This is a genomic window from Thermoplasma sp., from assembly GCF_008709555.1.
GTDB lineage: Archaea > Thermoplasmatota > Thermoplasmata > Thermoplasmatales > Thermoplasmataceae > Thermoplasma.
The window spans coordinates 18,086-42,549 of record NZ_VYIJ01000012.1; the positions used below are offsets into that span (position 1 = coordinate 18,086).

21 protein-coding genes and 1 riboswitch are annotated in these 24,464 nt (G+C 46.7%); of the genes, 10 read left to right on the forward strand and 11 right to left on the reverse strand.

The annotated features are described in order from the left end of the window. Positions 1-75: 75 nt before the first annotated feature. From F6Q11_RS05435 to F6Q11_RS05445, 3 genes are all read left to right on the forward strand, one after another. Positions 76-1,422 (forward strand): NADP-dependent malic enzyme, encoded by a 1,347-nt coding sequence (locus F6Q11_RS05435; RefSeq protein ID WP_297026956.1) that lies wholly within the window; start codon positions 76-78, stop codon positions 1,420-1,422. Then, positions 1,403-1,891: a GNAT family N-acetyltransferase gene (locus tag F6Q11_RS05440; protein WP_297026958.1), complete on the forward strand. Its 489-nt coding sequence runs from the start codon at positions 1,403-1,405 to the stop codon at positions 1,889-1,891. The genes F6Q11_RS05435 and F6Q11_RS05440 overlap by 20 nt, the downstream gene beginning before the upstream one ends. 98 nt (positions 1,892-1,989) lie before the next feature. Beyond that, on the forward strand, positions 1,990-2,538 hold the full coding sequence (locus F6Q11_RS05445; RefSeq protein ID WP_297026960.1) for a cysteine hydrolase family protein: 549 nt from the start codon (positions 1,990-1,992) through the stop codon (positions 2,536-2,538). Here F6Q11_RS05445 and F6Q11_RS05450 read toward each other — a convergent pair. Beyond that, positions 2,523-3,782, reverse strand: a complete 1,260-nt coding sequence (locus tag F6Q11_RS05450) for a glycerate kinase (protein ID WP_297026962.1) — start codon at positions 3,780-3,782, stop codon at positions 2,523-2,525. The genes F6Q11_RS05445 and F6Q11_RS05450 overlap by 16 nt on opposite strands. Before the next feature lie 201 nt (positions 3,783-3,983). Between F6Q11_RS05450 and F6Q11_RS05455 the strand changes: the two genes are divergently transcribed. Both F6Q11_RS05455 and F6Q11_RS05460 read left to right on the forward strand, forming a co-directional pair. After that, positions 3,984-5,315, forward strand: coding sequence for an MFS transporter (locus F6Q11_RS05455; RefSeq protein ID WP_297026964.1), 1,332 nt, complete (start codon positions 3,984-3,986; stop codon positions 5,313-5,315). 30 nt (positions 5,316-5,345) lie between these two features. Next, positions 5,346-6,446 carry a Cdc6/Cdc18 family protein gene (locus F6Q11_RS05460; protein ID WP_297026966.1) on the forward strand — a complete coding sequence of 367 codons (1,101 nt, stop codon included), beginning with the start codon at positions 5,346-5,348 and terminating at the stop codon, positions 6,444-6,446. Here F6Q11_RS05460 and F6Q11_RS05465 read toward each other — a convergent pair. Genes F6Q11_RS05465 through F6Q11_RS05475 form a run of 3 tightly spaced genes read right to left on the reverse strand, consistent with a single transcriptional unit; the run spans position 6,412 to position 8,871 of the window. Beyond that, positions 6,412-8,262, reverse strand: coding sequence for a type B DNA-directed DNA polymerase (locus tag F6Q11_RS05465; RefSeq protein WP_297026968.1), 1,851 nt, complete (start codon positions 8,260-8,262; stop codon positions 6,412-6,414). The two genes, F6Q11_RS05460 and F6Q11_RS05465, sit on opposite strands and share 35 nt — an antisense overlap. Then, entirely contained in the window at positions 8,259-8,498 is a 240-nt protein-coding gene (locus F6Q11_RS05470) for a hypothetical protein (RefSeq protein WP_297026970.1), read from the reverse strand. Before F6Q11_RS05470 ends, F6Q11_RS05465 begins: the two co-directional genes overlap by 4 nt. Then, positions 8,473-8,871 carry a hypothetical protein gene (locus F6Q11_RS05475; RefSeq protein WP_297026972.1) on the reverse strand — a complete coding sequence of 133 codons (399 nt, stop codon included), beginning with the start codon at positions 8,869-8,871 and terminating at the stop codon, positions 8,473-8,475. The genes F6Q11_RS05470 and F6Q11_RS05475 overlap by 26 nt, the downstream gene beginning before the upstream one ends. Positions 8,872-9,020: 149 nt before the next feature. On the opposite strand from F6Q11_RS05475, the gene F6Q11_RS05480 reads away from it, so the two are divergent. Further along, positions 9,021-9,812: an ABC transporter substrate-binding protein gene (locus F6Q11_RS05480; RefSeq protein WP_297026974.1), complete on the forward strand. Its 792-nt coding sequence runs from the start codon at positions 9,021-9,023 to the stop codon at positions 9,810-9,812. Here the strand turns inward: F6Q11_RS05480 and F6Q11_RS05485 are convergent. Genes F6Q11_RS05485 through tuf form a run of 3 tightly spaced genes read right to left on the reverse strand, consistent with a single transcriptional unit; the run spans position 9,797 to position 13,628 of the window. Continuing rightward, a complete protein-coding gene (locus F6Q11_RS05485) occupies positions 9,797-11,995 on the reverse strand; it encodes an elongation factor EF-2 (RefSeq protein WP_297026976.1) in 2,199 nt (732 codons plus the stop codon). The genes F6Q11_RS05480 and F6Q11_RS05485 overlap by 16 nt on opposite strands. 39 nt (positions 11,996-12,034) lie before the next feature. Then, on the reverse strand, positions 12,035-12,349 hold the full coding sequence (rpsJ, locus tag F6Q11_RS05490) for a 30S ribosomal protein S10 (protein ID WP_010900872.1): 315 nt from the start codon (positions 12,347-12,349) through the stop codon (positions 12,035-12,037). Positions 12,350-12,353: 4 nt separating this feature from the next. Next, positions 12,354-13,628 (reverse strand): translation elongation factor EF-1 subunit alpha, encoded by a 1,275-nt coding sequence (gene tuf, locus F6Q11_RS05495; protein WP_297026980.1) that lies wholly within the window; start codon positions 13,626-13,628, stop codon positions 12,354-12,356. 252 nt (positions 13,629-13,880) lie between these two features. On the opposite strand from tuf, the gene moaA reads away from it, so the two are divergent. Next, positions 13,881-14,852: a GTP 3',8-cyclase MoaA gene (moaA, locus tag F6Q11_RS05500; RefSeq protein ID WP_297026982.1), complete on the forward strand. Its 972-nt coding sequence runs from the start codon at positions 13,881-13,883 to the stop codon at positions 14,850-14,852. Between the two features lie 526 nt (positions 14,853-15,378). Beyond that, positions 15,379-15,484: riboswitch (TPP riboswitch) on the forward strand. Then, on the forward strand, positions 15,473-16,696 hold the full coding sequence (locus tag F6Q11_RS05505) for an MFS transporter (RefSeq protein WP_297026984.1): 1,224 nt from the start codon (positions 15,473-15,475) through the stop codon (positions 16,694-16,696). It overlaps the preceding riboswitch by 12 nt. A gap of 194 nt (positions 16,697-16,890) precedes the next feature. On the opposite strand, the gene F6Q11_RS05510 is transcribed toward F6Q11_RS05505, so the two are convergent. Then, positions 16,891-17,466: a hypothetical protein gene (locus F6Q11_RS05510; RefSeq protein ID WP_297026985.1), complete on the reverse strand. Its 576-nt coding sequence runs from the start codon at positions 17,464-17,466 to the stop codon at positions 16,891-16,893. A gap of 486 nt (positions 17,467-17,952) precedes the next feature. Between F6Q11_RS05510 and F6Q11_RS05515 the strand changes: the two genes are divergently transcribed. Beyond that, positions 17,953-19,020: an alcohol dehydrogenase catalytic domain-containing protein gene (locus tag F6Q11_RS05515; RefSeq protein ID WP_297026986.1), complete on the forward strand. Its 1,068-nt coding sequence runs from the start codon at positions 17,953-17,955 to the stop codon at positions 19,018-19,020. A 69-nt stretch (positions 19,021-19,089) separates the two neighbouring features. On the opposite strand, the gene F6Q11_RS05520 is transcribed toward F6Q11_RS05515, so the two are convergent. Beyond that, a complete protein-coding gene (locus F6Q11_RS05520) occupies positions 19,090-20,691 on the reverse strand; it encodes a fatty acid--CoA ligase (protein ID WP_297026988.1) in 1,602 nt (533 codons plus the stop codon). Positions 20,692-20,891: 200 nt separating this feature from the next. Here F6Q11_RS05520 and F6Q11_RS05525 point away from each other — a divergent pair, with 200 nt between their 5' ends. Next, positions 20,892-21,668 carry an SDR family NAD(P)-dependent oxidoreductase gene (locus tag F6Q11_RS05525; RefSeq protein WP_297026989.1) on the forward strand — a complete coding sequence of 259 codons (777 nt, stop codon included), beginning with the start codon at positions 20,892-20,894 and terminating at the stop codon, positions 21,666-21,668. A 546-nt stretch (positions 21,669-22,214) separates the two neighbouring features. Here F6Q11_RS05525 and F6Q11_RS05530 read toward each other — a convergent pair. Continuing rightward, on the reverse strand, positions 22,215-23,261 hold the full coding sequence (locus F6Q11_RS05530; protein WP_297026991.1) for an acyl-CoA dehydrogenase family protein: 1,047 nt from the start codon (positions 23,259-23,261) through the stop codon (positions 22,215-22,217). Beyond that, positions 23,245-24,378, reverse strand: coding sequence for an acyl-CoA dehydrogenase family protein (locus F6Q11_RS05535; RefSeq protein WP_297026993.1), 1,134 nt, complete (start codon positions 24,376-24,378; stop codon positions 23,245-23,247). The genes F6Q11_RS05530 and F6Q11_RS05535 overlap by 17 nt, the downstream gene beginning before the upstream one ends. Between the last annotated feature and the right edge of the window lie 86 nt (positions 24,379-24,464).

Here is a 24,464-nt window from a genome sequence, read left to right on the forward strand (position 1 = left end):
GATGATCTTCATTCGTCATTGCTATACGGTGTTTGTCGTAGAAAGCATTTAATAATTGACGGTTATCTTTCTGCGATGATAATGGAAGATCAGGAAAGAACCGAGCGATACAATGAAGACGCGCTCAGGTACTCTGAGTACTTCAAGGGAAAGATACAGACAATATCAAAGGTTCCTGTTCGAAGTCTGGATGATTTTTCAATATGGTACACGCCGGGTGTAGCTGCTGTTTCAAAGAAGATAGCTTCCGACCCGGATCTATCCTTTGAACTTACAGGCAGATGGAATTCTATCGCCATACTCACGGATGGTACAAGGGTCCTTGGCCTGGGAAACATAGGGCCAGAGGCTGCCATGCCCGTTATGGAGGGGAAGGCGCTCATATTCAACTATCTCGGAGGCGTTAACGCCATACCGGTACCCATAAGGGTCAAATCAAGAGAGGAGTTTGTAGGTGTTGCCAAGGCGCTCGAGCCATCCTTTGGCGGAATAAACCTTGAGGATATAGAGAGCCCGAAATGCTTCTTCCTTCTCGAGACACTGCAGAAGGAGATGAACATACCTGTCTGGCATGACGATCAGCTTGGAACGGCGTCAATAACGCTGGCAGGCGTGATAAATTCCCTTAGGATCGTTGGGAAGAAGATTGATCAGGTCAAGGTAGTCTTCAACGGCGCAGGTGCTGCTAACATTGCAGCGGCCTACCTGTTCAAGGCTGCCGGTTTCAAAATGAAGAACATGATCCTAGTGGATTCGAAGGGGATACTGCATCCAGAACGCGAAGACATAGACTCTCTTATGATAAACAACCCATGGAAGTACCAGCTGGCCATAGAGACAAACGGAGAGAGGGTAAAGGGAGACCTTTCAAACGCAATAGAGGGTGCTGACCTGCTTATATCGGCGGCAAAATCCGGACCAGATACCATAGACAGCAGGCTGGTGAAGCGTATGAACAGCGATGCCATAGTATTCGTTCTGGCAAATCCGATACCAGAGATGTGGCCTCAGGAAGCCAAGGAGAACGGGGCAAGGATAGTCGCCACCGGAAGAGGCGATTTTCCAAACCAGATAAACAACAGCCTTGTATTTCCTGGGGTTTTCCGTGGGGTTCTGGATGCCAGGGCTAAGGGTGTTAACTTCGATGTCATGGTGGCTGCTTCGTACGAGATAGCAAACTTCGTCGAGGATCCGACTGAAGAAAAGATAGTGCCGACGATGGAGGAATGGGAGCTGTATCCCCGCCTTGCTTCCGCAGTTGCGTCCAAGACCGTAGAGCTTGGACTTGCCAGGAAAAACGACAGCAAGGAGGGTTTCTACAGGCGTGCTAGAGAGATTATTGAAAGCAACAGGAATATCTATTCGAAGCTTATGGATCTGGGTCTAATAAAGAGGATGCCAAATGGTGAACACAAAGATTAGAAGGATGAAAAAGGAAGACCTCCCCGAGGTCATGGACGAACTGCTTAGGCTCAAGAGGTTGAATTCTGAGTTCGACTGCTCATTCACAGTATCAGAGGAAGCCCGGCCGGACATAGAGAATTACCTGATGAAGATACTGAACGACGAGTCGCATGTTCTGCTGGTGGCCGAATACTCATCCAAGGTTGTCGGGATACTGATAGCAGACATTCTGTTCAGGATTTACTACACACCAAAATACGAAGCAAGAATAAGAGAGTTCTACGTCATGCCGGAATACAGGAGGAAGGGTATAGGCCGGATGCTCATAGACGAACTCAGGAACACGCTGAAGGAGAAGGACATAATACTCATAACCGCTGAGTTTCCGTCGCTGAACCTAATAGCGCAGGACTTCTACAAGAAGATGGGTTACCGTGAGATAGTATCCATATATGGTCAGACATCAACAAATGGGCCATGTCCCTGATCTGGCAGGAATTACCTGCATAATTTTGCCGAACATATGTTCGGCATATTTTTCTTCAAATACATAAATTATTTAACTGGATATTTGATATTCAATGTATGAAGCCAGCGTTGATAGTCGTCGATATGGTCAACGAATTCGTTCATGGAAGGCTCGCGACGCCTGAAGCGGTCAGCACTGTTGATCCTGCAAGAACGGTCGTACAGTCGTTCAGGAAATTCCGTCTTCCTGTGATATACGTCAGCGATGGCCATTATCCCGATGATCCTGAGATTCGGATCTGGGGCCGGCACTCGATGAAGGGGGACGAAGGATCAGCCGTGATAGATGACCTGAAGCCCTCTCCAGCTGACTACATCATTGAAAAACATGCCTACAGCGGCTTCTACGGAACAAATCTCGACATGGTGCTGAGATCGCATGGAATTGATACGGTTGTCCTGATCGGGCTAGATGCCGACATATGCGTGAGGCATACCGCGGCAGATGCACTCTACAGAAACTATGGCATAGTCGTCGTGGAGGACGCGGTGGCCGCCAGGATTGACAGGAACTGGCGGGACTATTTCACAAGGGTGTACGGCGCAACCATAGTAAGATCTGATGAAATAGAAGATATTCTATCCCATGTTCATATAGAGACATAAGCAATGATGAGATCAGATACGTTGTTTCCTGTTCTTCCGGTCATGATCGCAGATCCATACTTCGACAGTAGAGTGTAGCTGTCGTTGTTGCTTAGGGCTTCTTCTATCTCTTCCTTGCTTATTTTTGTTCTCAACGTGGAATCCACTATACCTCCGGCGGCGGGACTGATCCCGTCTATCCCGTCCGTTCCTATGCTTATGAAGAGGAAGTCTCTGAACGTGCATTTCTTCAGGAATAGCAGCGAGAGTTCAAGGTTCCTCCCACCTATGCCCTTACCTCTCACATTGACCGTCGTCTCTCCGCCCATCACCATCCAGAATGATCTTCCCTTTATCTTAGATATCGAACCTGCCATTTCCAGTATGCTATCCGAGACCTTCTCCACGTCTCCACTTATGCCCGATCCGATCGAGACGATGGGTTCTCCAACGTATGATTCTATCCTCCTTACGAAGTCCCTGTTTGAGAGAATGATCTTCATCTGAACCTTTCTGAAGTACTCATCCTCTATCTGTGTAGTCTTGAGGAAGCGTTTAATATCGATCCCTATGACGTCCTTGAACTTTTCGTACACAGCTCCAGGATCTATCTTGTTCTCAGATAGCGGCCCAGACGCTATTATGGAAACGTCATCACCTGGAACATCCGATATTATGTATGCAAAGACGCTGGCGGGGTATAGCAGTTTCGCAAGCTTTCCGCCCTTAACCGCGGACAGGCAGGATCTTATCGTATTCAGCTCATATATATCCGCAGAGGCCTGCATCATCTTCTTTGATATCTCTGATATCTGATCTATTGTTATTCCATCCTCAGGCACCTCAAAGAGCGATGATCCGCCTCCAGATATCAAAACGATGACCGCATCATTTGGCCCGGGTTTTATCCTTGAAAGCAGCGTACGCGATGAAGATACCGACAGGCTCGACGTGTATGGATGGGTACCACGCAGTATCTCAAGCTCAGGGAAACCACTGACATCCTGATCTGCAGGTATTATTATTCCCGCGTATGCCAGTCTGCTCTTCACATGATCGCGTACGCCCTCGTACATCTCGTATGAGGCTTTTCCGAATCCCATGACGAAGATCCGTGAATACCTTGATATATCTAGATCCTCAACGGATCTGCCCATCACCTTTGCGGGATCCAGATCCTCGAACGTGCGCTTCAGTATATCTAGTATGAACTGCCTCCTGTCGTTTGTGTAGATCTCCCTTGCATTCCTGAAGGTGAAGGCCATGATTCGTCAGTATTTCGCCGTAAATAATGATTCCCTTTTATGATGTGCGGGTCTATGCTATCTATTATACATTGACGGATTCTTAACGAGTTTCCATGACTTTCCAATTCTCCCACAGTATTGTCTGATGGAGTACGGCCAGACGATGGTTCGACTTGAATTTTGAAAAAGTATATCATTCGCTTAAGCATTAATGGTTTTATGGTCGAATTCAAGAGCAGCCATCCTGCTTTTGACCAGATGAAGATAACGCCCACATTCGTCGAAATCACTATTTTGTCTTCCATGGGCGTCTTCATGGATGGCTTCAGCCTTTCCATCTTCTCGGCCGCGCTAACCTATCTCCAGTCATACATACTCGTAAGGGCAATATTCGTATCGCTGGCGGCCTCCGCCATATACATCGGAATGTTCCTCGGTAGCTTCACGATGGGGCATCTCTCAGACAGGATCGGGAGAAAGAGGATGTACACCTATGACCTGGCCATCACAAGCATTTTCCTGGTTTTGACTGCTTTATCGGCAAACTTCTATGAGTTCTTCATATTCGAGTTGCTGGCGGGCATAGGCATAGGCGCGGATTATCCGCTCAGCTCTTCGATCGAGGCGGAATTTTCTCCAAGGAGATCCAGAGGGCGTTTCCTCGTCTTCAACATATTCATGTGGACCATCGGATCCATAGTGTTCTATGTCATATCGATACCACTCATCTACAGGTTTGGTTCCGACTCCTGGCGCTGGATGTACGGCGTGGGCGCCATAGTCCCGGTTATAGTGATACTTGCAAGGCGTGCCCTCCCCGAGAGCCCGTACTGGCTGGTGAAAGAGGGCAAGGATAGCGAAGCGAAGAAGATAGCGGACGACATGGGAAGGGAAGCCGGCTATACGGACGTCGATCTTCCAAAGGTTGAGAAGGGATCGAGCTCCTTCAGATCAGTTTTCTCCGGGTCATATCTCCCGCTGATAATATTCGCAAGCATAGCATGGTTTTCGTACGATGTTTCAAGCTATGGCGTCTGGAATTACACTCCATCGATATTCGTGTCCGTTGGCGTTTCAGCCGTTAACAGTATTCTTTCAACGTTGCTGGAGGATCTGCCTGTCATAGTCGGATTCATAATATGCCTCATACTCATAGAGCGTGTTGGACGCAAGATACTGCAGTCCGTTGGTTTCGGCCTGGCTGGCGTATCCCTGCTCTCCTTCGCGCTCTACGCCGACCACAGGACGCTGCCGTTCATAATGCTCTTCACCGCTTTCGCCATGATGCACCTTTTCCACAACATAGGCCCTACAAACCTAACTTACGTGTATCCAGTGGAGATATTCCCGACAAGGATAAGGGGAACGGCCATGGGCATAGCCACAGCAGCATCCAGGATCGGTGCGATACTGGGCGTATTCGCGTTTCCGCTTATAACACAGAGCATGGGCATGTCAGCAAGCCTGATGTTCTTCGCAATCTTCGAGTTCGTGGGCTTCATCGTGACGGTTATGCTTGCTCCGGAAACTAAGGCGAAGCCGATAGCATAACCGATAAATATAATATCCTGATCTTGGCACGTGGTGATACTGGTAAATCCGTCCATACTGGAGTCTTCCTTCATACCAGACAGACTCATAGCCAGGGACGGTGAGATAGACAGGATAATGGAGACCGTTATCAAGCCTACCAGGAATGGGATAACAACAAACCTCATTCTCTACGGTGATTCAGGTACGGGCAAGACGGTCACCATGCGGTACCTGGCCAGGGAGATCAGGGATCCTTACGTCATTTACGTGAACGCCATAGCATACAGGTACGTGAAGAACGTGCTCATAGATTTTCTTTCAAAATTTGGCATAATCGTTCCAGAGAGATCGTCATACGCGAGCCTGTTCACGAGGATCGAGAGCCTCATGAAGGATCAGGGGAAGAACGTGATCCTGGTAATAGACGAGGCAGCAAACATATTGAAGAGCGATTATGATGGCCTCTATTACCTCTTCAGATCCAAGGACTCGTTCGACGTTAATATATCCACGATATTCGTCGTCATGGAGGATCCAACCATACTCTTCGATGCCAAGATCAGGAAATCCTACGGCATGTTCGGTGAGATAAAGTTCAGGAGATACACGAAGGCAGAGATATACCAGATAGTGATGAACCGTGCGGTGCAATCCCTCACGGATGGTGGATACGATGATGACGTGCTTGACTACATTGCAGAGGTATCGGCCGAATACGGAAGCGCACGTGTTGGCATCGATATACTTGCGAAGGCCGCTCATATCGCAGAATACAGGAGATCACCAAAGATAAGCTTCGACGATGTCCGGGCTGCGAGATCCATGATAAGCCCATTCGTCACGGAGAGCAAGCTTGCATCCATGGACTATGAAGACCTGATTGTGCTACTCGCGGTATGCAGATGCCTCTCCACTGCAAGATTCACGGATGTGGAGTGTGTTTCCAGGAATCTTGGGGTTATATCGGAACAGTACGGAAAGAAAGACATAAATCTGTACGAGAGAATAAGGCGACTGGAAAACAACGGCATAATAAGTTCATCCATAGAGGGGCAGGGCCGTGGCGAGGGCGTGAAGAAGGTCATAAGTATCTACGACATTCCCATCAGCGTGCTCACCGAGAAGATTGAAAATCTTCTAAACGCCTGACCTTGCTGTCCTGTGGGAACAGGAAGTTGATCTCATCAAATGCGCGCTTCAGGCACCTTGTATAGTACCCGTAATCTATATCACTTTCTTCGTTTGTGTCCACGATCTTTCTCCTTTCATCAACGACGTAGTAGTTTATCATCTGGCCAGGCGCCGCTTCATCTCCGTTAAGAAGATCAAGCGCCGACCTTGTCAGGTTTCTTACATGGTATTCGTCTGGCCTCCTTGTTACCCTCCTGGAAACAAGGAAGTAGGAACGCGGGAAATGCCTGATGTTCCTCAGGTAACTGGATTCCAGATCCATTATCTCCCTGCGTTTCTCCACTATACAGTGTATATCCGTGCATTCGGACAAAATTTTCAGGGCATCCATCTGAAAGACCTTGCACAGATCCGGCACATCTGAACGCCTGATCATGATCCCGCGTATCTTGTATCTCCCGGAAATATCGAGACCGAAGTATCTGGATGGAGACCCAGTGCCGTCACGTTCTGGAAGAAATGCTATCCACCTGTAATGCCCGCTCAGGACTATGTCTATACGGGTGCGCCGCCTTATCTCTGAAAGGACCCTATCTATGCTGCCAGATCCTCTTATCCAGAGGGAGTCCACTATGCCATGTATCATCTCAAAGCCATTTTCGTGCGCAACTGCTATGGCCTCGGCCAGGACCTTCCTTCCAAGTTCCGTTATCCTCTCATGCACCTCTATCTTTCCGAACTTTGCGTTCTTGTATCCTGTGTATCCAAACGACGTCAGGAGAAGCCATTTCAGAGCAACGTTCCTACTGTGGTATACATCGCTGTCGCCGTCCATTCCCTTGTAGAAAAGTCTCCTGTTCAGCAGGCCTTCCAGGGCCTCCGGAAGGAAACTTATGTGACCTGGCGTCAGATCGTACCTGACTATTATGCTGGGATACATCGAGGAAAAATCGATCTCATAGACGTCATCATAAACGCCCGGAATCGGCTGGAATATCAGGCCACCCCTATCCTTCTCCATCATCTCATCCTTGGTCTTCGGGCTCTCATGATCGTCCTTCTTGAACGGGACAAGCATGCCCTTCCTGATTGCTTCCGCGAGCTCCATGGATGATACCGCTGTTCCAGGCGTCACTATTGACACGTACAGCGGCGGGAGGTATGATACCCTTGAAACCTCATATATACCGCTTAGGCCGCTTTCCGCATAGAAGAATGACCTTGAGTTTATGGCTATCTTGTCCGCTATGTCCAGGTATGCATCCCGGTATGATATCTGACCATACGATGTGTACGATCTTCCAGGGTAGTACCTCACACGAAAACCTAGGGCCATGATCTTCCTGTAGAATTCATCCGTACCATCGTAGACGATCACATGGGAATCCATCAATCGATCGTAGATCCTGCCATCGGCCATAGACTCCCCATCCACAGTACAGTGCCCATTTTTGCACTCAACTATCGCCACGTTCAGATCCGGATCAGGATCGTACAGGCTCTGCATATCAAAGAAAGAAAGCCCGCTGGAGGCCATGAACCTCAGCACGGGATCTATGTCCGCATTGTATACCCTGTACTTTCTGCCGTACCCTATGTAAGAGAATATTATCTCGCCTATACGCCTTGCACGTGATGGCCTGACCCATATCTTTATGCCATCCCTGTAACCGTATATATCCGGCATCGTGCTGTACTCGTACTTCAGTCTGGTCGAATCAAGCTGTGAGTAAAGAGCCTCAACATCGTATTCATCCCCAGTTACGAATATCCATGATGTGTTCTGGAATACCTTCTTCCTCACATGAATGCCGTCGTACTCGTACAGCGTCACCCTGTCCGATCCCCTGGCATTGATGTACGTTTTACCACCTCTATAAGTACCGATATCAGAAAACCAAGTTCCACATCAATGCCCGCATACGATATCTCTGCCGCATGCATCCTTCCGAGCTTTATCAGGTCCTGCAGGATCTCCGCGTCTCTGGTACGCATCACCTTCTTCATCTCCTCCATGCCGGAGATGAGGATGTCGAGAGACTGCCTAGTACTGGGCGTACTCCTCCCCATATAACTCACCATGCAGCATGTTCCTGAAGACCATCCTACCGCCCACAACCATGAGGATTATATCTGAACCTGCGTAGAACGTCTTCATCCTCATCGTATCGTACAGGTTGTCAAGATCCGGATAAGGCCAGGAATTTATCACGTCCGATCTGGCAATTATTATGTAAGGTGTGCCAGGCCCATCGACTATGGATCTTATGAGCTGATGAACGGTGAGTATGCGCTGTATCCTGACGCCATCAGGCAGATCGGTGAAATCCATCACTATACCATCAGTGATGAGCAGCGAATAATCTTCATAGGCCTCCAGGCTTTCTGAAACTATTGGATAGTCCAGATCCAGATTATCCATTATTATGAGGTTTCCTCTCATAATTTTTAAGATCCAGACATGAAAAAAACCATTTCTGATCAGATCAAAAATGAAAAAATATCTGAAAAAACGCATTCTGTTCAAACAGAGATAAGTTATACAGCATAATGCATGGAAAGGATGATTAGATCAACAGGTATGACCCTCCCATGGGAAGGTACAGAAGGATAATCTCCCTGAGCCCGGCAGTCACAGAGATACTTTATATGATAGGTGAGAGCGACAACATAGCCGGAACATCTGCATTCTGCGTACATCCTGAAGATGCCCGAAAGAAGAGGAAGGTGGGCAGCTATGGCACCGTGAGCTGGGATCTTGTCTCCCAGATAGATCCTGACGCCGTCTTCACAATATCTGGATACCCGCATGCGATCTACGAAAAACTCTCTGAAAAATACCACGTGGTTGAATTCGATCTTCCATCAACCGTCGCTGGAGTCCTTGATCTTGTGATGAAGGTGGGCTTCGAGGTAGATGAACCAGATGCTTCGAGATCCCTCTACCAGAAACTGCTGAGAAGCATACCCGATCCGGTGGACGGCGAGATGACAAGCTACATCGAGCTCGATCTGGGAGGGCCAGTATCCTTTGGGACGTACAGCTACATCACGGATGCGCTATCTCTGATGCGCATTCCCTCTATATACAGAAAAGAAAGAAAGGAATGGCTTCAACCGGATTTCGATTATGTTGAATCCATGGACCCAGACATCATAATATTCGAACCGAAGATGTTTAGAAGCCTGTCTCCAGACGATGTCGTCAGGGAAAGGGGATGGACAGATCTCAGGGCCTATAGGAACGGCAACGTTTACGTGACGCCATCAAAATACGATTTCTTTGCACATCATGGACCGTCGTTCATAACAGATGTTCTTCCGTGGATAAATAAAATTAAAGAAAATTCCATCAGAAATAAAAAAGATCACATCGATGCGTAATAGTCCGCATCGTATGGCTCCGGTCTCAGGCCCTTCCTTTCCCTTATGGACCTGACGATCGAATCCTGCAGTTCTGGAGGTACCTTCTGGTATCCCGCGTTTTCAAAGCTCCAGAGAACCTTTCCTCCTGTGGCTCCTCTGATGGCGGATGCGAAGCCGAACATCCCGGCTACGGGCACCTTGGCGGTAAGCGAGATCTCCTCACCCTCCTGCTTCATGTCCTCTATTATTCCGCGCCTCTGCTGTATCTCGTTTATTGCCGCACCCATCTCCTCCTGCGGTACGTTTATGAACACCCTCTGTACAGGTTCAAGGAGTACGCGCTTTGCCTCGCACATTGCTCCGTATATGGCATTTCTTCCCGCAGGTATGACCTGGGCTGGGCCACGGTGTATGCTGTCTTCGTGCAGCTTTGCGTCCACCAGTCTAGCCTTGACTCCGAATACCTTCTCGTTGGCAAGTGGGCCTCTGTTCATGACCTCTACGAATGCCTCGATCAGAAGCTCCATGGTCTCGTCCAGGTACTGTATACCCCTGGTCACATCGAACATCATGTTGGTGCCCTCAACGCACACAAGGCCTTTTGCCTCGTCCCTGTCTATACCCTTGCTGACCAGTAGCTCAACCAGTGATTTCTTGTCCTTGAACTTGGAACCCTGGGGTATGTCTCCATCCTCTATGGCCTGTATGACTTCAGGCTTCAGCGGTTCGACCTCGAAGTAGAAGCGGTTATGTTTGTTCGGGGATTTTCCTTCGAACGGACCTCCCTTCTTCTCTACTGTCTCCCTGTAAACCACGATCGGATCCGATGTCTCGACCTCAACCTTGTAGTCGTTCTTTATCCTGTAAAGCGTGACATCAAGGTGGAGTTCTCCCATACCAGATATGAGATGTTCTCCCGTCTCCTGGTTTATGTCCACCTGGATCGAGGGATCTGCCTTTGATATGTCCCGCAGAACCTCTATGAGTCTCGGCAGATCAGCGGTGTGCTTGGCCTCTATTGCAAGAGTCACCACTGGCTCTGAATAGTGTATCATCGGTTCGAAAGGCACCATGTTCTCAAGGGATGACACCGTGGCACCGGCTATTGCACCCTTGAGCCCCACTATAGCGGCTATGTTTCCGGCGGTGACCTCTTCAACTGGTATCCTGTCAGGGCCGACCATCATGGCCAACGTCTGGACCTTACCTTTGCCAGCACCAGATATGTAGAGATCCGTACCTTTTTTGACTGTCCCGCTGAAAAGCCTTCCTATGGCGATCTCACCGGCATGTGGATCTATGATTATCTTTGTGACCATCATAGCTACTGGGCCTTTGTAATCGCATGTCATCATGGCCTTGCCTACCTCGGAATCCAGATCTCCCTTCCATATCTGCTTTATCCTGTAGGACTGGGCTGTCTTTGGGTCAGGCAGATGCCTTATGACCATGTTCAGTATGATCTTGTGAAGCTGGTTCTTTTGTGCAAGCTCCTTCTGCTTTCCATTCTTCACGTATTCAACTATATCCTTGAATGTTATCTTCGTCTCAGCCATGGCTGGTATTGATATTGCCCAGTTGTTGTAAGCGGAACCGAATGCGACACGGCCATCCTGAACCGAGACCTGCCAGTCCTTGGTGAACTGCTGCGGTGCATACTTCGCGATCAGCCTGTTGACATCCGTTATGATCTTGGTGAAGCGCTTCTGCATCTCATCGCTGTTCAGCCTGAGTTCGTTGATCAGCCTGTCTATCTTGTTTATGAACAGAACAGGCTTCACGTGTTCTCTGAGCGCCTGCCTTATCACGGTCTCCGTCTGTGGCATCACACCTTCAACGGAATCAACGACAACGATTACCCCGTCGACAGCCCTCATCGCTCTTGTAACGTCACCGCCGAAGTCAACATGTCCAGGCGTATCGATGAGGTTGATGAGGTACTCCTTACCTTGAAAAGTGTGAACCATGGAGGCGACGGCTGCATTGATGGTTATGCCTCTCGCCTGCTCCTGCTCATCATAATCGAGTACAAGCTGTTTGCCCGCAAGCTCTTCACTCATCATACCGGCGCCAGCGATCAGGTTATCGCTGAGCGTTGTCTTACCGTGATCAATATGGGCAACAATACCTATATTCCTTACAAGTTCCGTATGCTCTACAATTTTAAGAGCCTTCTCAATATTATCTTCCTTTCTTCCCATAAATAAACACCCGAATTCAATTTATTGAAAATAAAAAAATTAACTTTTGATCTGTATCTCAATCTGTACTCCATCAGGGATTGGGATCCTCATAAGCTGACGGAGCGTTCTCTCGTCAGCGTCAACATCGATCAATCTCTTGTGTATCCTCATTTCCCAGTGATCCCAAGTGTTGGTACCCTCACCGTCCGGGCTTTTCCTCACGGGTACCACCAGCCTCTTTGTTGGCAGCGGCATGGGACCGTGTATCTCAACGCCGGTCCTGCTGGCTATCTCCTTGATCTCATTGCATACTCTGTCAACCACTCTGTGTTCAGTGCCACTCAGTGAGATCCTTGCCTTGTAGGAGACCATAAGATTACCTCTTTTCGAGATCTATACACTGACCAGCGGCTACTGTTTGCCCCATATCACGGACGGCAAACCTGCCAAGCTGTGGAATTTCTGAAACTTTTTCGATTACGAGAGGCTTATCAGGTATGACTTTCACTATTGCAACGTCACCGTTCTTGATGAAGTCCGGCTTCTCCTTCAGGGTTGTTCCATCCTTGGGGTTAAGCGTCTTGACGATTTCATCAATCCTGCATGCGACCTGGGCTGTGTGGACATGGAATACTGGCTTGTAACCTGGCGCTATTACACTTGGGTGGTTCAACACTATTATCTGAGCTGTGAATGCCTTGACCACCGTGGGCGGCGTGTCCAGATGACCGCAGACATCTCCCCTCTTTATATCGTTCTTGGCTATGCCTCTTACGTTGAATCCTATGTTGTCTCCGGGTTCAGCCTGCTGGAGTGGCTCATGGTGCATTTCTATTGATTTGACATCACCCTGCTTGTCTGCAGGCAGGAATATGACCTTGTCTCCTGGCTTAAGTACACCTGTCTCAACCCTGCCGACCGGAACTGTTCCTATACCTGTTATGGAATACACATCCTCTACCGGTATCCTGAGTGGCTTATTTATCGGCTTCTCTGGAACCTTGAAGGCGTCAAGTGCCTGCAGGAGCGTGGGACCCTTGTACCATGGCATGTTCGGGCTAGGCTTTGTGACGTTATCACCTTTGTAACCGCTTATCGGCACAAAGGATATGTCCTTGAAGCCTATGGATCTCAGGAGTTTTTCAGCATCCGCCTTAACCTCATTGTATCTCTTCTCGCTGTATGGCGGGCTGGTTGCATCTATCTTGTTTATCGCAACAACCATCTGTGGCACACCGAGAGTCCTTGCGAGGAACGCGTGCTCTCTGGTCTGCTCCATCACACCCTCTCCTTCCCTTGCTGATATGACGAGAATTGCCGCATCTGCCTGGCTTGTACCTGTTATCATGTTCTTGACGAAGTCCCTGTGACCTGGGGCATCTATCAACGTGAAGTAGTACTTATCCGTCTCGAACTTCCTATGGGCCAGGTCAATGGTAACTCCTCTTTCCCTCTCTTCCTTGAACCTGTCCATAACCCAGGCAAATTCGAAGGTTGCCTTACCCTTCTGCTCAGCTTCCTTTCTATACTCTTCTATAATATGTGCCGGAATCTCGCCATGTTCGTACAGCAGCCGTCCTACCAATGTAGATTTTCCATGATCTACATGACCTATCGTTATCAGATTCAGGTGTGGTTTCTGACTTGCCATTATTTTCACCTTTTTTCTATTAGTACTCGAGAATTATCAATATCTCGCAGTTTGAACCCTAATATATTGATCCTTATTTAGCTTTTTCGTGGGCTTGATGCCTTAACGATCTGGACTGTCCTTTCGCTCAATAACTGGATCTAATCTCTACCATTATATAGGGGTATTGCTGACTTCCACTTGAGCACCATCAAGGTTTGTCCAGAGAATAACAGGATAAGGTTATTAACCATCAATTACTGTATATTCTGAATGCCACTCTTCGACAGATACGGAAGACCAGTACTCAGTCTTAGGATACAGCTCAATACAACATGCAATTTCAAATGCTTCTTCTGCCACATGGAGGGTACAGACATAAATGGAGAAGAGCTTACGCCAGAGGAGATCGAAAAGGTAGTGAAGATAGCGCATGATTTCGGCGTCAACAAGGTCAAGATAACAGGAGGAGAACCAACACTCAGAGAGGACATCGTTGAGATAATCAGCAGGATAAGGAGGCATATAACAGGGAACATATCGATGACAACCAACGGTACGATGCTTCCCAAGATAGCAAAGGATCTTAAGATGGCCGGCCTTGACAGAGTCAACATATCGCTTCATTCTCCGGATGATGAAAGATTTCAATTCATAACCGGTACCAGGATGATAGGACGTGTTCTGGAGGCAGTGAGATCCGCCAATCAGGCCGGTCTTACACCGGTTAAAATCAACTTCGTGGTGCTGAAGGATCTCAATGTGAATGATATCCCAAGGATGCTTGAGATGGCGGCCGAGAACAACGCAATACTGCAACTTATAGAGTATGAGACGGATCGCGAGGGTGAGAATTCAGAAGAATACAGGAAATACCATATCAGCCTCACGCCAATAGAGGACGATATAAAGAGAAGATCCATCGGTGTGGAGTACAACGATCTGCATAACAGGCCAAGGTACCTTATGAAAAATGACCATGGGATTGTGAAGGTTGAATTCGTAAAACCGCAGAGGAATCCAGATTTCTGCGCACACTGCACACGTCTCAGGATCACGTCACGCGGTGAATTCAAAACATGCTTAATGAGATCGGACACGAACATACCGTTCAAGGGTGTATCGGATGAAGAAAAACTGAAGGAACTTTTCAAGATGGCCGTCTCTTTGCGTGAACCATACTGGAAACCGGGTGATGAACAGGCGGAAGAGACCTATGGAACCGCAGTGTTCGATTCAAAATGACTAAATTGGAATGATCATGTTCTTGTGGATGCGGGAAGGACATTGTCAGCTACTCCTCGCTAAAGCTTCGGAGCTTGCTGCTGGTCTCCCCTCACCCGTAGGTGAGGCTTCATCGAACCGCAACGATTGGCTGGCTGACTTTCCCTTGCCAGGGGAAGGGGGCTATTCATTATCCCTTTCGGGCATCGCTCCACAGCCTGATTCCAGCAGAGGGCTTAAGGCGTATATCCCTTCTCCTTGCGGAGAACGTGCCACTGGAACCGATGCTCATTATGCCCAACTTCAACCGTTTTACTCCCCGCAGGGCGGGAGTGCCTTACCATTTCAGGTGTGGGCACAGTATGAGATATCTTTCCTTCAATGTAAACCTTTCCATTGGGGGAAGCCCATGTATTTCATGTCCGAAGAGGAGTTTTACTGCTTCCCCCAAACCCCTAACATTACTCATAATACATTATATCTCCCGCATTGCACATATACAATCGGTCAATCCTGACATAACATTCTAATATGGGATGAAAATCTCCCCATAAGTTGGGGGAGCTCCTGAAGGGGCTGAGAGGATCCAAGTGGATCGACCCCTGGAACCTGATCCGGGTAATACCGGCGGAGGGAAAAAAATGGAAAAGGATATTCGCTTCTCAGACTATGGACAGGTAAGGAGTTTTCTGGATAGCGCAAGATGGAGCAAAACGCATACTGCGATGGCACTGACGATGATCTCTGGCTTCTTCGTCTGGGGCCTCCTACTTGTTACGGCACCGCTTGTAACAGAATGGCCGTTGGTTAAACCTTCCGAGGACATATACGTGCTGGTGTCATCTCCTGCCGGCCTTCTTACGGGCAACATGGTACTTGGTTATCTATCGGATCGAATCGGCCGGAAGAAGCTCTTCATCACTACCATAACTGCTGGCATTACCGGCATAGTTGGGATAATTCTGTCCTTGAACTTCACTGAGATACTTCTATCCATATTCGTGGCAGAGTTTGGATTTGGAGGAGAAGAGACAGTATCCCTTGCGTTTCTTGCGGAGCAATTTCCCATAAGGTACAGGGGAAAAGTTCTTGTACTGGTATCAAACAGCGCAAATATGGGTGTGGCGGCCATATCTGCTGTCTTTTTGGTCGCAGGATACAACGTGTTCATCGAAAAGGTCGTATTCCTTGCCATGAGCCTTGCGGGTGTTGCCATAGCTATTATAACGCGCATGAAGTTGCCGGAGAGCCTTAGATGGTCATTCGTGTCCTCGCATTCAGATACGCTTGCCGAACAGAGATTCGGTTCACCCATACCTATAATTGTGCTCATGCTATTTGCGATAACAATAGTGCTAACCTTTGCCCTGGTTGCCGATATACTTGGCCCTTTTGAATACCCAGGGTATACATCGGTGATACCATTCATCTACGGACTGGGCGAGGCCATATTCGGTTACATGATCCTCGCGTTCATAGACAGGATAGGCCGCAGGGTCATGTCCGTCGTGGCTTATGCTGGTGGGACAATATCTATGGCGATATTCCTTCTCTATATATATTACAGGCTCCCCTTCCTCGTATTCGTGATGCTGCTTATCATAAACGCCTTCTTTGGAGAACTGGGATGGGCTGTCAGAGAGATCCTTCAGCCGGAGCTCTTCGTTACAAGATATCGTGGCCTGGGCATAGCAACGGTCCGTGGGATCGCTTATTCTCTGTATATCTTGTCCATATTCGCTCTTTCCGGCATCTCGGTCTACAACTATATGGTATTTGCCACTGCGGCATGGGCTGTCGGCTTCCTTGGTTCTGTCGTATGGTATCTAAGAGGTAGAGAAACACTAAACGAAAGCATAACATAGCATCATTATCGAGTAAGAAGGTCATATGAATTTTTATATCTTCATATCAACTTTTTTGGCTTTCATCCAAATCAAAAGAAAGCTGATCAAAGGCATGTCATCTATAGAATAAAAATCTTTACATAAGTAATCCTCTGAACTCATGACGACCTACAGCTATAAGATAAAATTCTAAAAAAATATTTTTAAGTATTCTATCTGAGAGGAAGCAGTAGCTTCTTGTATACAGTATTGACCACTGTAGCCGATGTCAGGTACCAGTTGTAGAAGCCCTGCAGGAATGACACCACACCAGCCACAAATTCAACAAGTAGATTCCCGTATCCCGCAGCAGCAAACAGAGCGAATGTTACAGCAAGCCAGTATAGGTTTATCTCAAACATCCTCCCTAGTGGATGCAGGAGAACCCCGGAAAGCACGGAAATGAACATCCAGAATATCCAGAAGACCAGTAAATCCGTAGGTGTGGGCGGATAGAATAAACGCATCCCGTAACTGAAGAAGTACACGGACCAAAGTATAAAACCGAAGAGGCTGTATGCAAGCACCACGAAACCCGTCTGAATCTGTCCGTTCCGAACTTCTACTATACCGGCAATGAAGTAGCCAATGCCGACTATCCAGAACAGATTAAAGACAAGCATGCCAAGGGAATCGTTTAATGGGACTATACCGGTATATATGAACCCGTCCAGGAAGAGCATGAAGCCGAAGCCCATATTAGCCAGCGCAACAACCGAGGCAAACTGAGCATGACCACCTGTTTCCATACATCATCACCTTTGCCAGATCATAACAATGCATGGATATATAATTATTTTTGGGTCTTCATACTATCGTATGGGTAAAATGGATCATTATGAGTTTCTCAAATGAGTAAAATCCCAGAAATATGAGTAATCGACTTAATATGAAGCAGGTAAAAATACAACACCCTCAAGAAAGCATTGGAAGGATAGGGTTGAATGATCTTATTTTAGAATTCTACCCACATGAAAGTCGGATGACTATATTTTTTTCATATTGATTATATCATTATTTATATGTATTAATCTTACAATATATCATTAATTAGTCATATCAAAATATAAAAATTATTCGAATTATTTTCAATTTATTTTTGTTAAAGATTTCTGCTATATAAATTGAATTTGATGATCGAAGATCTCATATTATCCCCTATCGTTTTGTCGTAATTTATAACTAGCCAGCAAATATTAAATATATACAATATGTTAAGATTTATGATGGGATAGATGGAAAGCGAATTCCATAATGCGGCTTATATGAAACAGTTTAAAGCACCTCTTGAGCTTGACAAGGCGAAAACTCAGCATCCAGTCCGTGATCAGGTTCTTATAAGGGTGGCCGGGGCAGGCATATGCCACAGCGATGTACATGTATGGGAGGGGGTATGGCAGAGAGGTGGTGCACCTGAGAAACTCCCGCACATACTATCGCACGAGATCTCAGGTACGGTGGTAGAAAAGGGAGAAGATGTGCCTGAAACGATCAAGATCGGCAGCAAGGTGTTAGTCTACGCATGGCAGTGGAAATTCGATGATCATTATACAGTTAGGGGATTGACAAACGTCGCGAATACACCATCGGTTCCGGGTATAAACATCGATGGTGGCTTCCAAGAATATTTCCTCGTGAGCCATTACAAATACCTGATCGATGCCAATGGAATAGATGATTTGCCAGCGATAGCACCGCTATCATGCGGTGGCCTCACAACTTACAGAGCTGTGAAGAAAGCTGCATCATACATAGAACCAGACGATTTTGTGGCAGTTGTTGGTTTAGGAGGACTTGGTTCATACGCAGTTCAGTATATCAGACTCATTGCCCCATTTGCAAACATAATCGGCATTGATACAAGGGACGAGTCCATAGAGTTCGTCAGCAAGATATCCAGGATAGATCATTCCGTTAACGCCAAGAAAACCGATGTATCATCCGAAATAAAAAAGATAACTGGAAGGAGGGGGCTGAAGGCCGTCATAGATCTCGTGGGAAAAGGGACTTTGACAACCTACAGCGATCTAATGGGAAAGGAGAGCATATACGTAATAGTTGGTCTCATGGGCACAGATCGCGAACAGATTACCTCGCTAAACACAGTGCTCTTCGAAAAGACAGTCACCGGTTCATACGTGGGCACCATAGGCGAACAGATGGAGGTGATAAATCTAGCTAGGAAGGGTCTCATAGATTACAGGAGTCCTGTGAGCCGTAGATTGAACCTATCAGAAGCCTCCGAGGGAATACTCAACCTTGAAAATCAGAAGGCATTGGGCAGGCAGGTAGTGATACCATGATTGGAGGACCATCGTGACGTTTGGAAAAATTTCATTTATAAAACGATATTCAAAGTTGAAAAATAAGAATCAGATCATCTTTCTTAGCTCTTTCTTATCTATCTTATTTGTGCTTGTCCTTGGCATGCTTTCAAGGAATATAACGTCATCCGGTATCCACCATTTCTGTATAAGTCCTGCCTCAACCTGGTTGTTCAGAAAATCAAGTACTTTTTCCTTGTTGAGTTTGACCTTCGGAACGATGAAGGCCACTGGCCTTTCGCCCCATTTTGGATCCGGCTTGCCAACAACTGCCACCTCACCAACTTGTGGTAAATTTGATATGAGGTTCTCAAGCAGGAGTGATGGTATGAATTCTCCTCCACTCTTGATCGCATCCTTCTCCCTGTCAACGATGTGGATATATCCCAGGTGATCAACTACGGCAAGGTCCCCCGTGTGAAGCCATCCGCCTTTCCACAGTTCCTCCGTCTTCTGCGGATCCTTGTAATATCTCTTAGTTAGCCATGGGGCTCTCACAACTATTTCACCGACCGATGTTCCATCCCTTGGAACATCCTTCCAGTTGCTGTCAACAACCCTGAGATTCACAAACGGAATCGGTATTCCGGTGCTTATCCTGTAATAACGTCGCTCATCTTCGTTTCTCATAGCCTTAACCCTTGAATTGAACACAGCCGTTGTCAGCACAGGGCAGGTCTCTGAAAGGCCATAACCACCTATCGCTGTTATACCAAAGCTTTCTGCAAGCTTTGCCAGTCCTTCAGGCAGCGCGGATCCGCCAACGGAAACTTTCCATCCTTTCAAGTATTCACGGTATTTATCTACCTCCGAGTATGTAAGGAGCATGTAAAGTATGGCCGGAACCATAAATGAATAAGTTACATGCTCATTCTTGATCAGTTCAAGTATATTCTTTGGATCATAACGGCCTGGTAGCACATACTTATTTCCTGTTATAACTATAAAGTATGGCATGGTCCATGAATGAACGTGAAACATCGGTACGAGGCTCATGTAGACGTCATCTTCGTTTAGATGGAATGGCGCCTTATTACCAACAAGGGCGTTCGAAGTCGCCTGCAGGAACAGTTGCCTATGGGTGAAAGTGACGCCTTTTGGAAGCCCCGTCGTTCCTGATGTGTAGAACAAAGTCGCGGTCGCGTTCTCATCGATGTCTGGAAAATCGTAACCACCAGATTTAGCAACTATATCCTCGAAGGAATATGATCTAGGAAGACTCGTTTCAACTTTTTCACCATTGTCTGCATGAACAATCCACCCCTTGATGAAATCAAATGTCTTGGCATACTTTTCTATTATTGGAACAAACTCCTTGTTGATGATGGCGTACTTATCACCGGCATGCTGCATCGTATAGAACACGAGATCAGGAGGATATCTGACATTTACGGTATGTAGAATAGCTCCCATCATGGGTATGGCGAAATAACTCATCATATACCGATCCGTATCCCAGTCAAGTACTGCAACGACATCACCCTTCTTCACACCGAGATCGCTAAGAGCTCCAGCAAGCTTTGATATCCTCTCATAGAATGATTCCAGGGTATATCTGTTCTTCTTATAAACTATCTCTTGATCTGGATGTCCCCAGAGCGCCGACGGGAAAAGATTTTTTAGATTTAATTGATATTCATATGCCTCCATATATGTAATAATCCATATCATTATTTAAATCTTTTTTACAATATCTTAGTATGGCTTGACCGATAATTTCATTTTATCTGACATCTATCTGAATGATCGTTAATGGCATTGAAGCTCATAAAGGAAAATGATGCGATCGGATCATAATCTATATAGATAAACTATTAAGCACATAAACGTTAATAATGAAGGTGATACGAATGCCCGGAGTTTTGGATGGCAAGATCAGTGTAGTTACTGGATCTGGAAACGGCATAGGGAAGGAGATAGCGTTGCTTTTTTCAAAAAACGGTTCAAAAGTTATCTTAGCTGAATACGATGAGTCTTCTGGCAGATCCGTGGAAACAGAGATTAGGAAGAGCGGAGGGATTGCTGAATTTATTAAGACCGATGTCTCCAATGAGGATAGCTGTAGGAATACCGTAGATCAAGTGATCAGGAAATACGGGGGAATAGACGTACTGGTAAATAATGCAGGAGTTGATGGCAAGAATCCGCGGCTACTTGCAGATCTGACACAGGCTGATTTTGATAGTGTTTACAATGTTAACTTCAAAGGATCTTGGTTCATGGCAAAATACGTGATACCGCACATGATCGAGAAAGGTAGCGGAAACATAGTGAATATAGCGTCGCTTGGGGGAATAATGCCAATAGCAACTGGAATGCCCTATTCTGTTTCAAAGGCTTCCCTCATAATGCTGACAAAGATGATCGCTCTGGAATACGGAAAGAAAGGGATAAGGTCAAATGCCATTGCCCCGGGATGGATAGAAACTAGCATGCCGAGGAGATTCACAGATCTCAGTGGTATAAGATTCGAGGATTTTGTTCGATCAATAAGCGAAAGGGCGCCTCTCTCTAGGCTCGGAAAACCCGAGGAGATAGCGGAAATGGCTCTTTACCTAGCATCTGATGATTCTTCTTATGTCACAGGACAGACATTTATCATTGACGGCGGACTCTCAATAACCTGAAAATGTTTCTACAGAGGAATAATGGGAGCAGATCACGGTAAGCTCCAACTATTTATTCACCGTAAGCCTGGCATGCGAATTTACTCCTAATTCAACGATTTTTTTTTCTAGACATATACCCACCGGTTATCGTAATTTATGTTTTACCGACTTGAAGAAATACTATTTATAGAAAAGTTAGAGGTTTGGGGGAAGTAGTAAAACTCTCCTCGGACATGAGATACACGGACTTCCTCCAATGGAAAGATCTTTAAAGTATGTATTTATATTTTCTTTGTATCCTCCAGGATAGCCAAGTGGTGTGATGCACAAGTAGGGCTGGTGCGTTCCGAATTCTGGCCTGTGGAGATCGTATATACGGTGTACAGCATATACCCGTACAGGCAGATGTCTCTTCGTTGAAAGGAAGCTCCGAAGCTTCAGCTGAGGAGTAGCTCACAAATATATTCCCCGGGGAAAATTGCTGCATCTGATACCTAAAGCAATTGACTTCTAAAGCTTCCCGGGCCATTTACCTTTCTATAAAAGTTATTCCGTATTTCGTGTTTATATTCTCTTCACCGTCTCTCCGAATATCAGATCTGAAAGCCGTTCCATATCTCTCATATGATCCCCGCTGATATTCTTGAGAAACATGGCATCGCGGTAAAATCTCTCTACCCCGAAATCCACAAAGTAACCATATCCTCCATGGATTTGTATCGCTGATCTGGAGATGGATATGGCAAGATCGAGGGCCTTTGCCTTTATGAAGTTTTCATGGAACGCGTCCTTTGGACCTGAAGCCAAGGACATGAGATACTCATTGGTTATATCGAGATCCATATAATGACTGGCAAGCGTGAATGCTACTGGCTGGAATTCTCTGAGGTAATGTCCGAAAGCCTTCCTCTCTCCGGAATAGCTGATAGCCCTGTTCAGAGCGCCATATGAGATACCTATAGCTATGGCCGCTATGCCTATCGCTGAATCTTCTAAGAGATCTTTGGCCCTATGCTCCACATGTATAGAAGATGCGACATCAAAATCATAGGACACGCTTGAGAATTTCATGCCTCTAAAACCGAGCTGCTCAAGAAATGAGGACACCTTGTATCCACCATCGACCACGTAAAAGCTGTCAGGGGATATACAGACAACATGTATTCGAGCACTTGGGTTTAGAATACCGTAGATCGTGCCAGATATTCTTCCGGCTTTCGCTTCCAGAGATCCCATACCTGCGATACCAAGCATCGTTGGAATAGTTACAGTACCAGTCTCTGATCCTGCTGCAATTTTCTTTATTATATCATTACCAGATTCTGCTTTTTCCAGGACACGCATGACATAAGAATTTTCCATCAAGATAAGAAAGGCCAGCGAAGGCGATTCCATGGCGATCTGTTTTAAAAGGATCACGTATCCGAGCCTATCAAGATCAGATCCGCCAAGATCCTGCGGTACCGTTGCACCTATGAGACCCTGCCTGGCCATCTTCGATAGCAGCTCCTGCGGTATTCCTTGAGTCTCTATCGCCTTTGAAACTGGAGAGACTTCCCTCTGCACGAAATCAGATACCATACTTTCTAGTATCTTATGCTCCTCGTCCATCTTTATCACCGATTTTCTTCATCATGGTCCTGTAGATCACAAGCTTTTCAACCTCGCTTGAACCCTCCCATATCTCCATTATCTTCGCGTCCCTGTACAATCTCTCAAGCGATGTAACGGATGCGGGAAGCCCCAAAAATCGGAGGGCAACGTCCGTCGCGTATACGGCCGTATCAGCAGAGTAATACTTCGCCATGCTCGTGTATACCGGATCCGGCTTGAAATCAAACAGCAGCGAAGCTGCCCTGTATGTCAACAACCTGGCTGCATCCACTCTTGTGGAAAGCTCCGCAACTGCAAACTGGATGCTCTCGCTAGAAGCAATGTCTGGATCAGCCGATGCCCTGTTTATGAGCGAGTCCAGCGCGCCCTGCGCTATGCCAACCGACTGAGCTGATATATAAACTCTAGATATATCAAAGAATGTCATGACATAGTAGAAGCCTTTACCTGGTTCTCCGACAACATTCTCATCTGGTATATGGATATCATCAAAGTTAAGCTGTGCAGTATCCGTGGCGCGCACTCCTAACTTGCCATACATCTTTACCCTAGAGAACCCTGGCATTGTAGGCTCTACAATCGAAAGTGTCATATTCTGGTGTGATTTCTTCGACAGTGGTGGATCGTTCTTTGCAAGGATGAGAAAGAAGTCCGCCACCATACCGTTCGTAATGAATATCTTTGAGCCGTTCAGTATCCATCCTCCTTTGGGATTCTTGCTCAACCTGGACGCTATCCCCGCAACATCGCTCCCTGCAACTGGCTCAGTCACTCCAAGCCCCATGATCTTTTCCCCCCTAAGAACAGGATCAAGGTATTTCTTCTTCTGAAAATCTGAACCGTACATCTTAAGGATCTCGGATCCGAAGGAATAGGATATTATTGAGTTGCCCATACCTGGATCAACTCGAAACAGCTCCTCAATAGCAACCATGAGTTTCCATGGATCGTCGAAATCGACAAGCTTAAGACTCAGCGCCTTTTTCATCTCTTCCATCGGGAATTTCTCATGCTCATCGTAGTACCTTCTCCTTTCATCCGTGAACTCTAAGACCGCAAATTCCCTTATCTTTTTCCTGTAGTCCTCTATATATTTTGGAAGCTCAAAATCCATATCATCACCTCAAACATTTTCAAGTATGGTGGTGTATCCCTGTCCTCCACCAACACACAGTGTTGCGGCACCATATCTTCCATGTT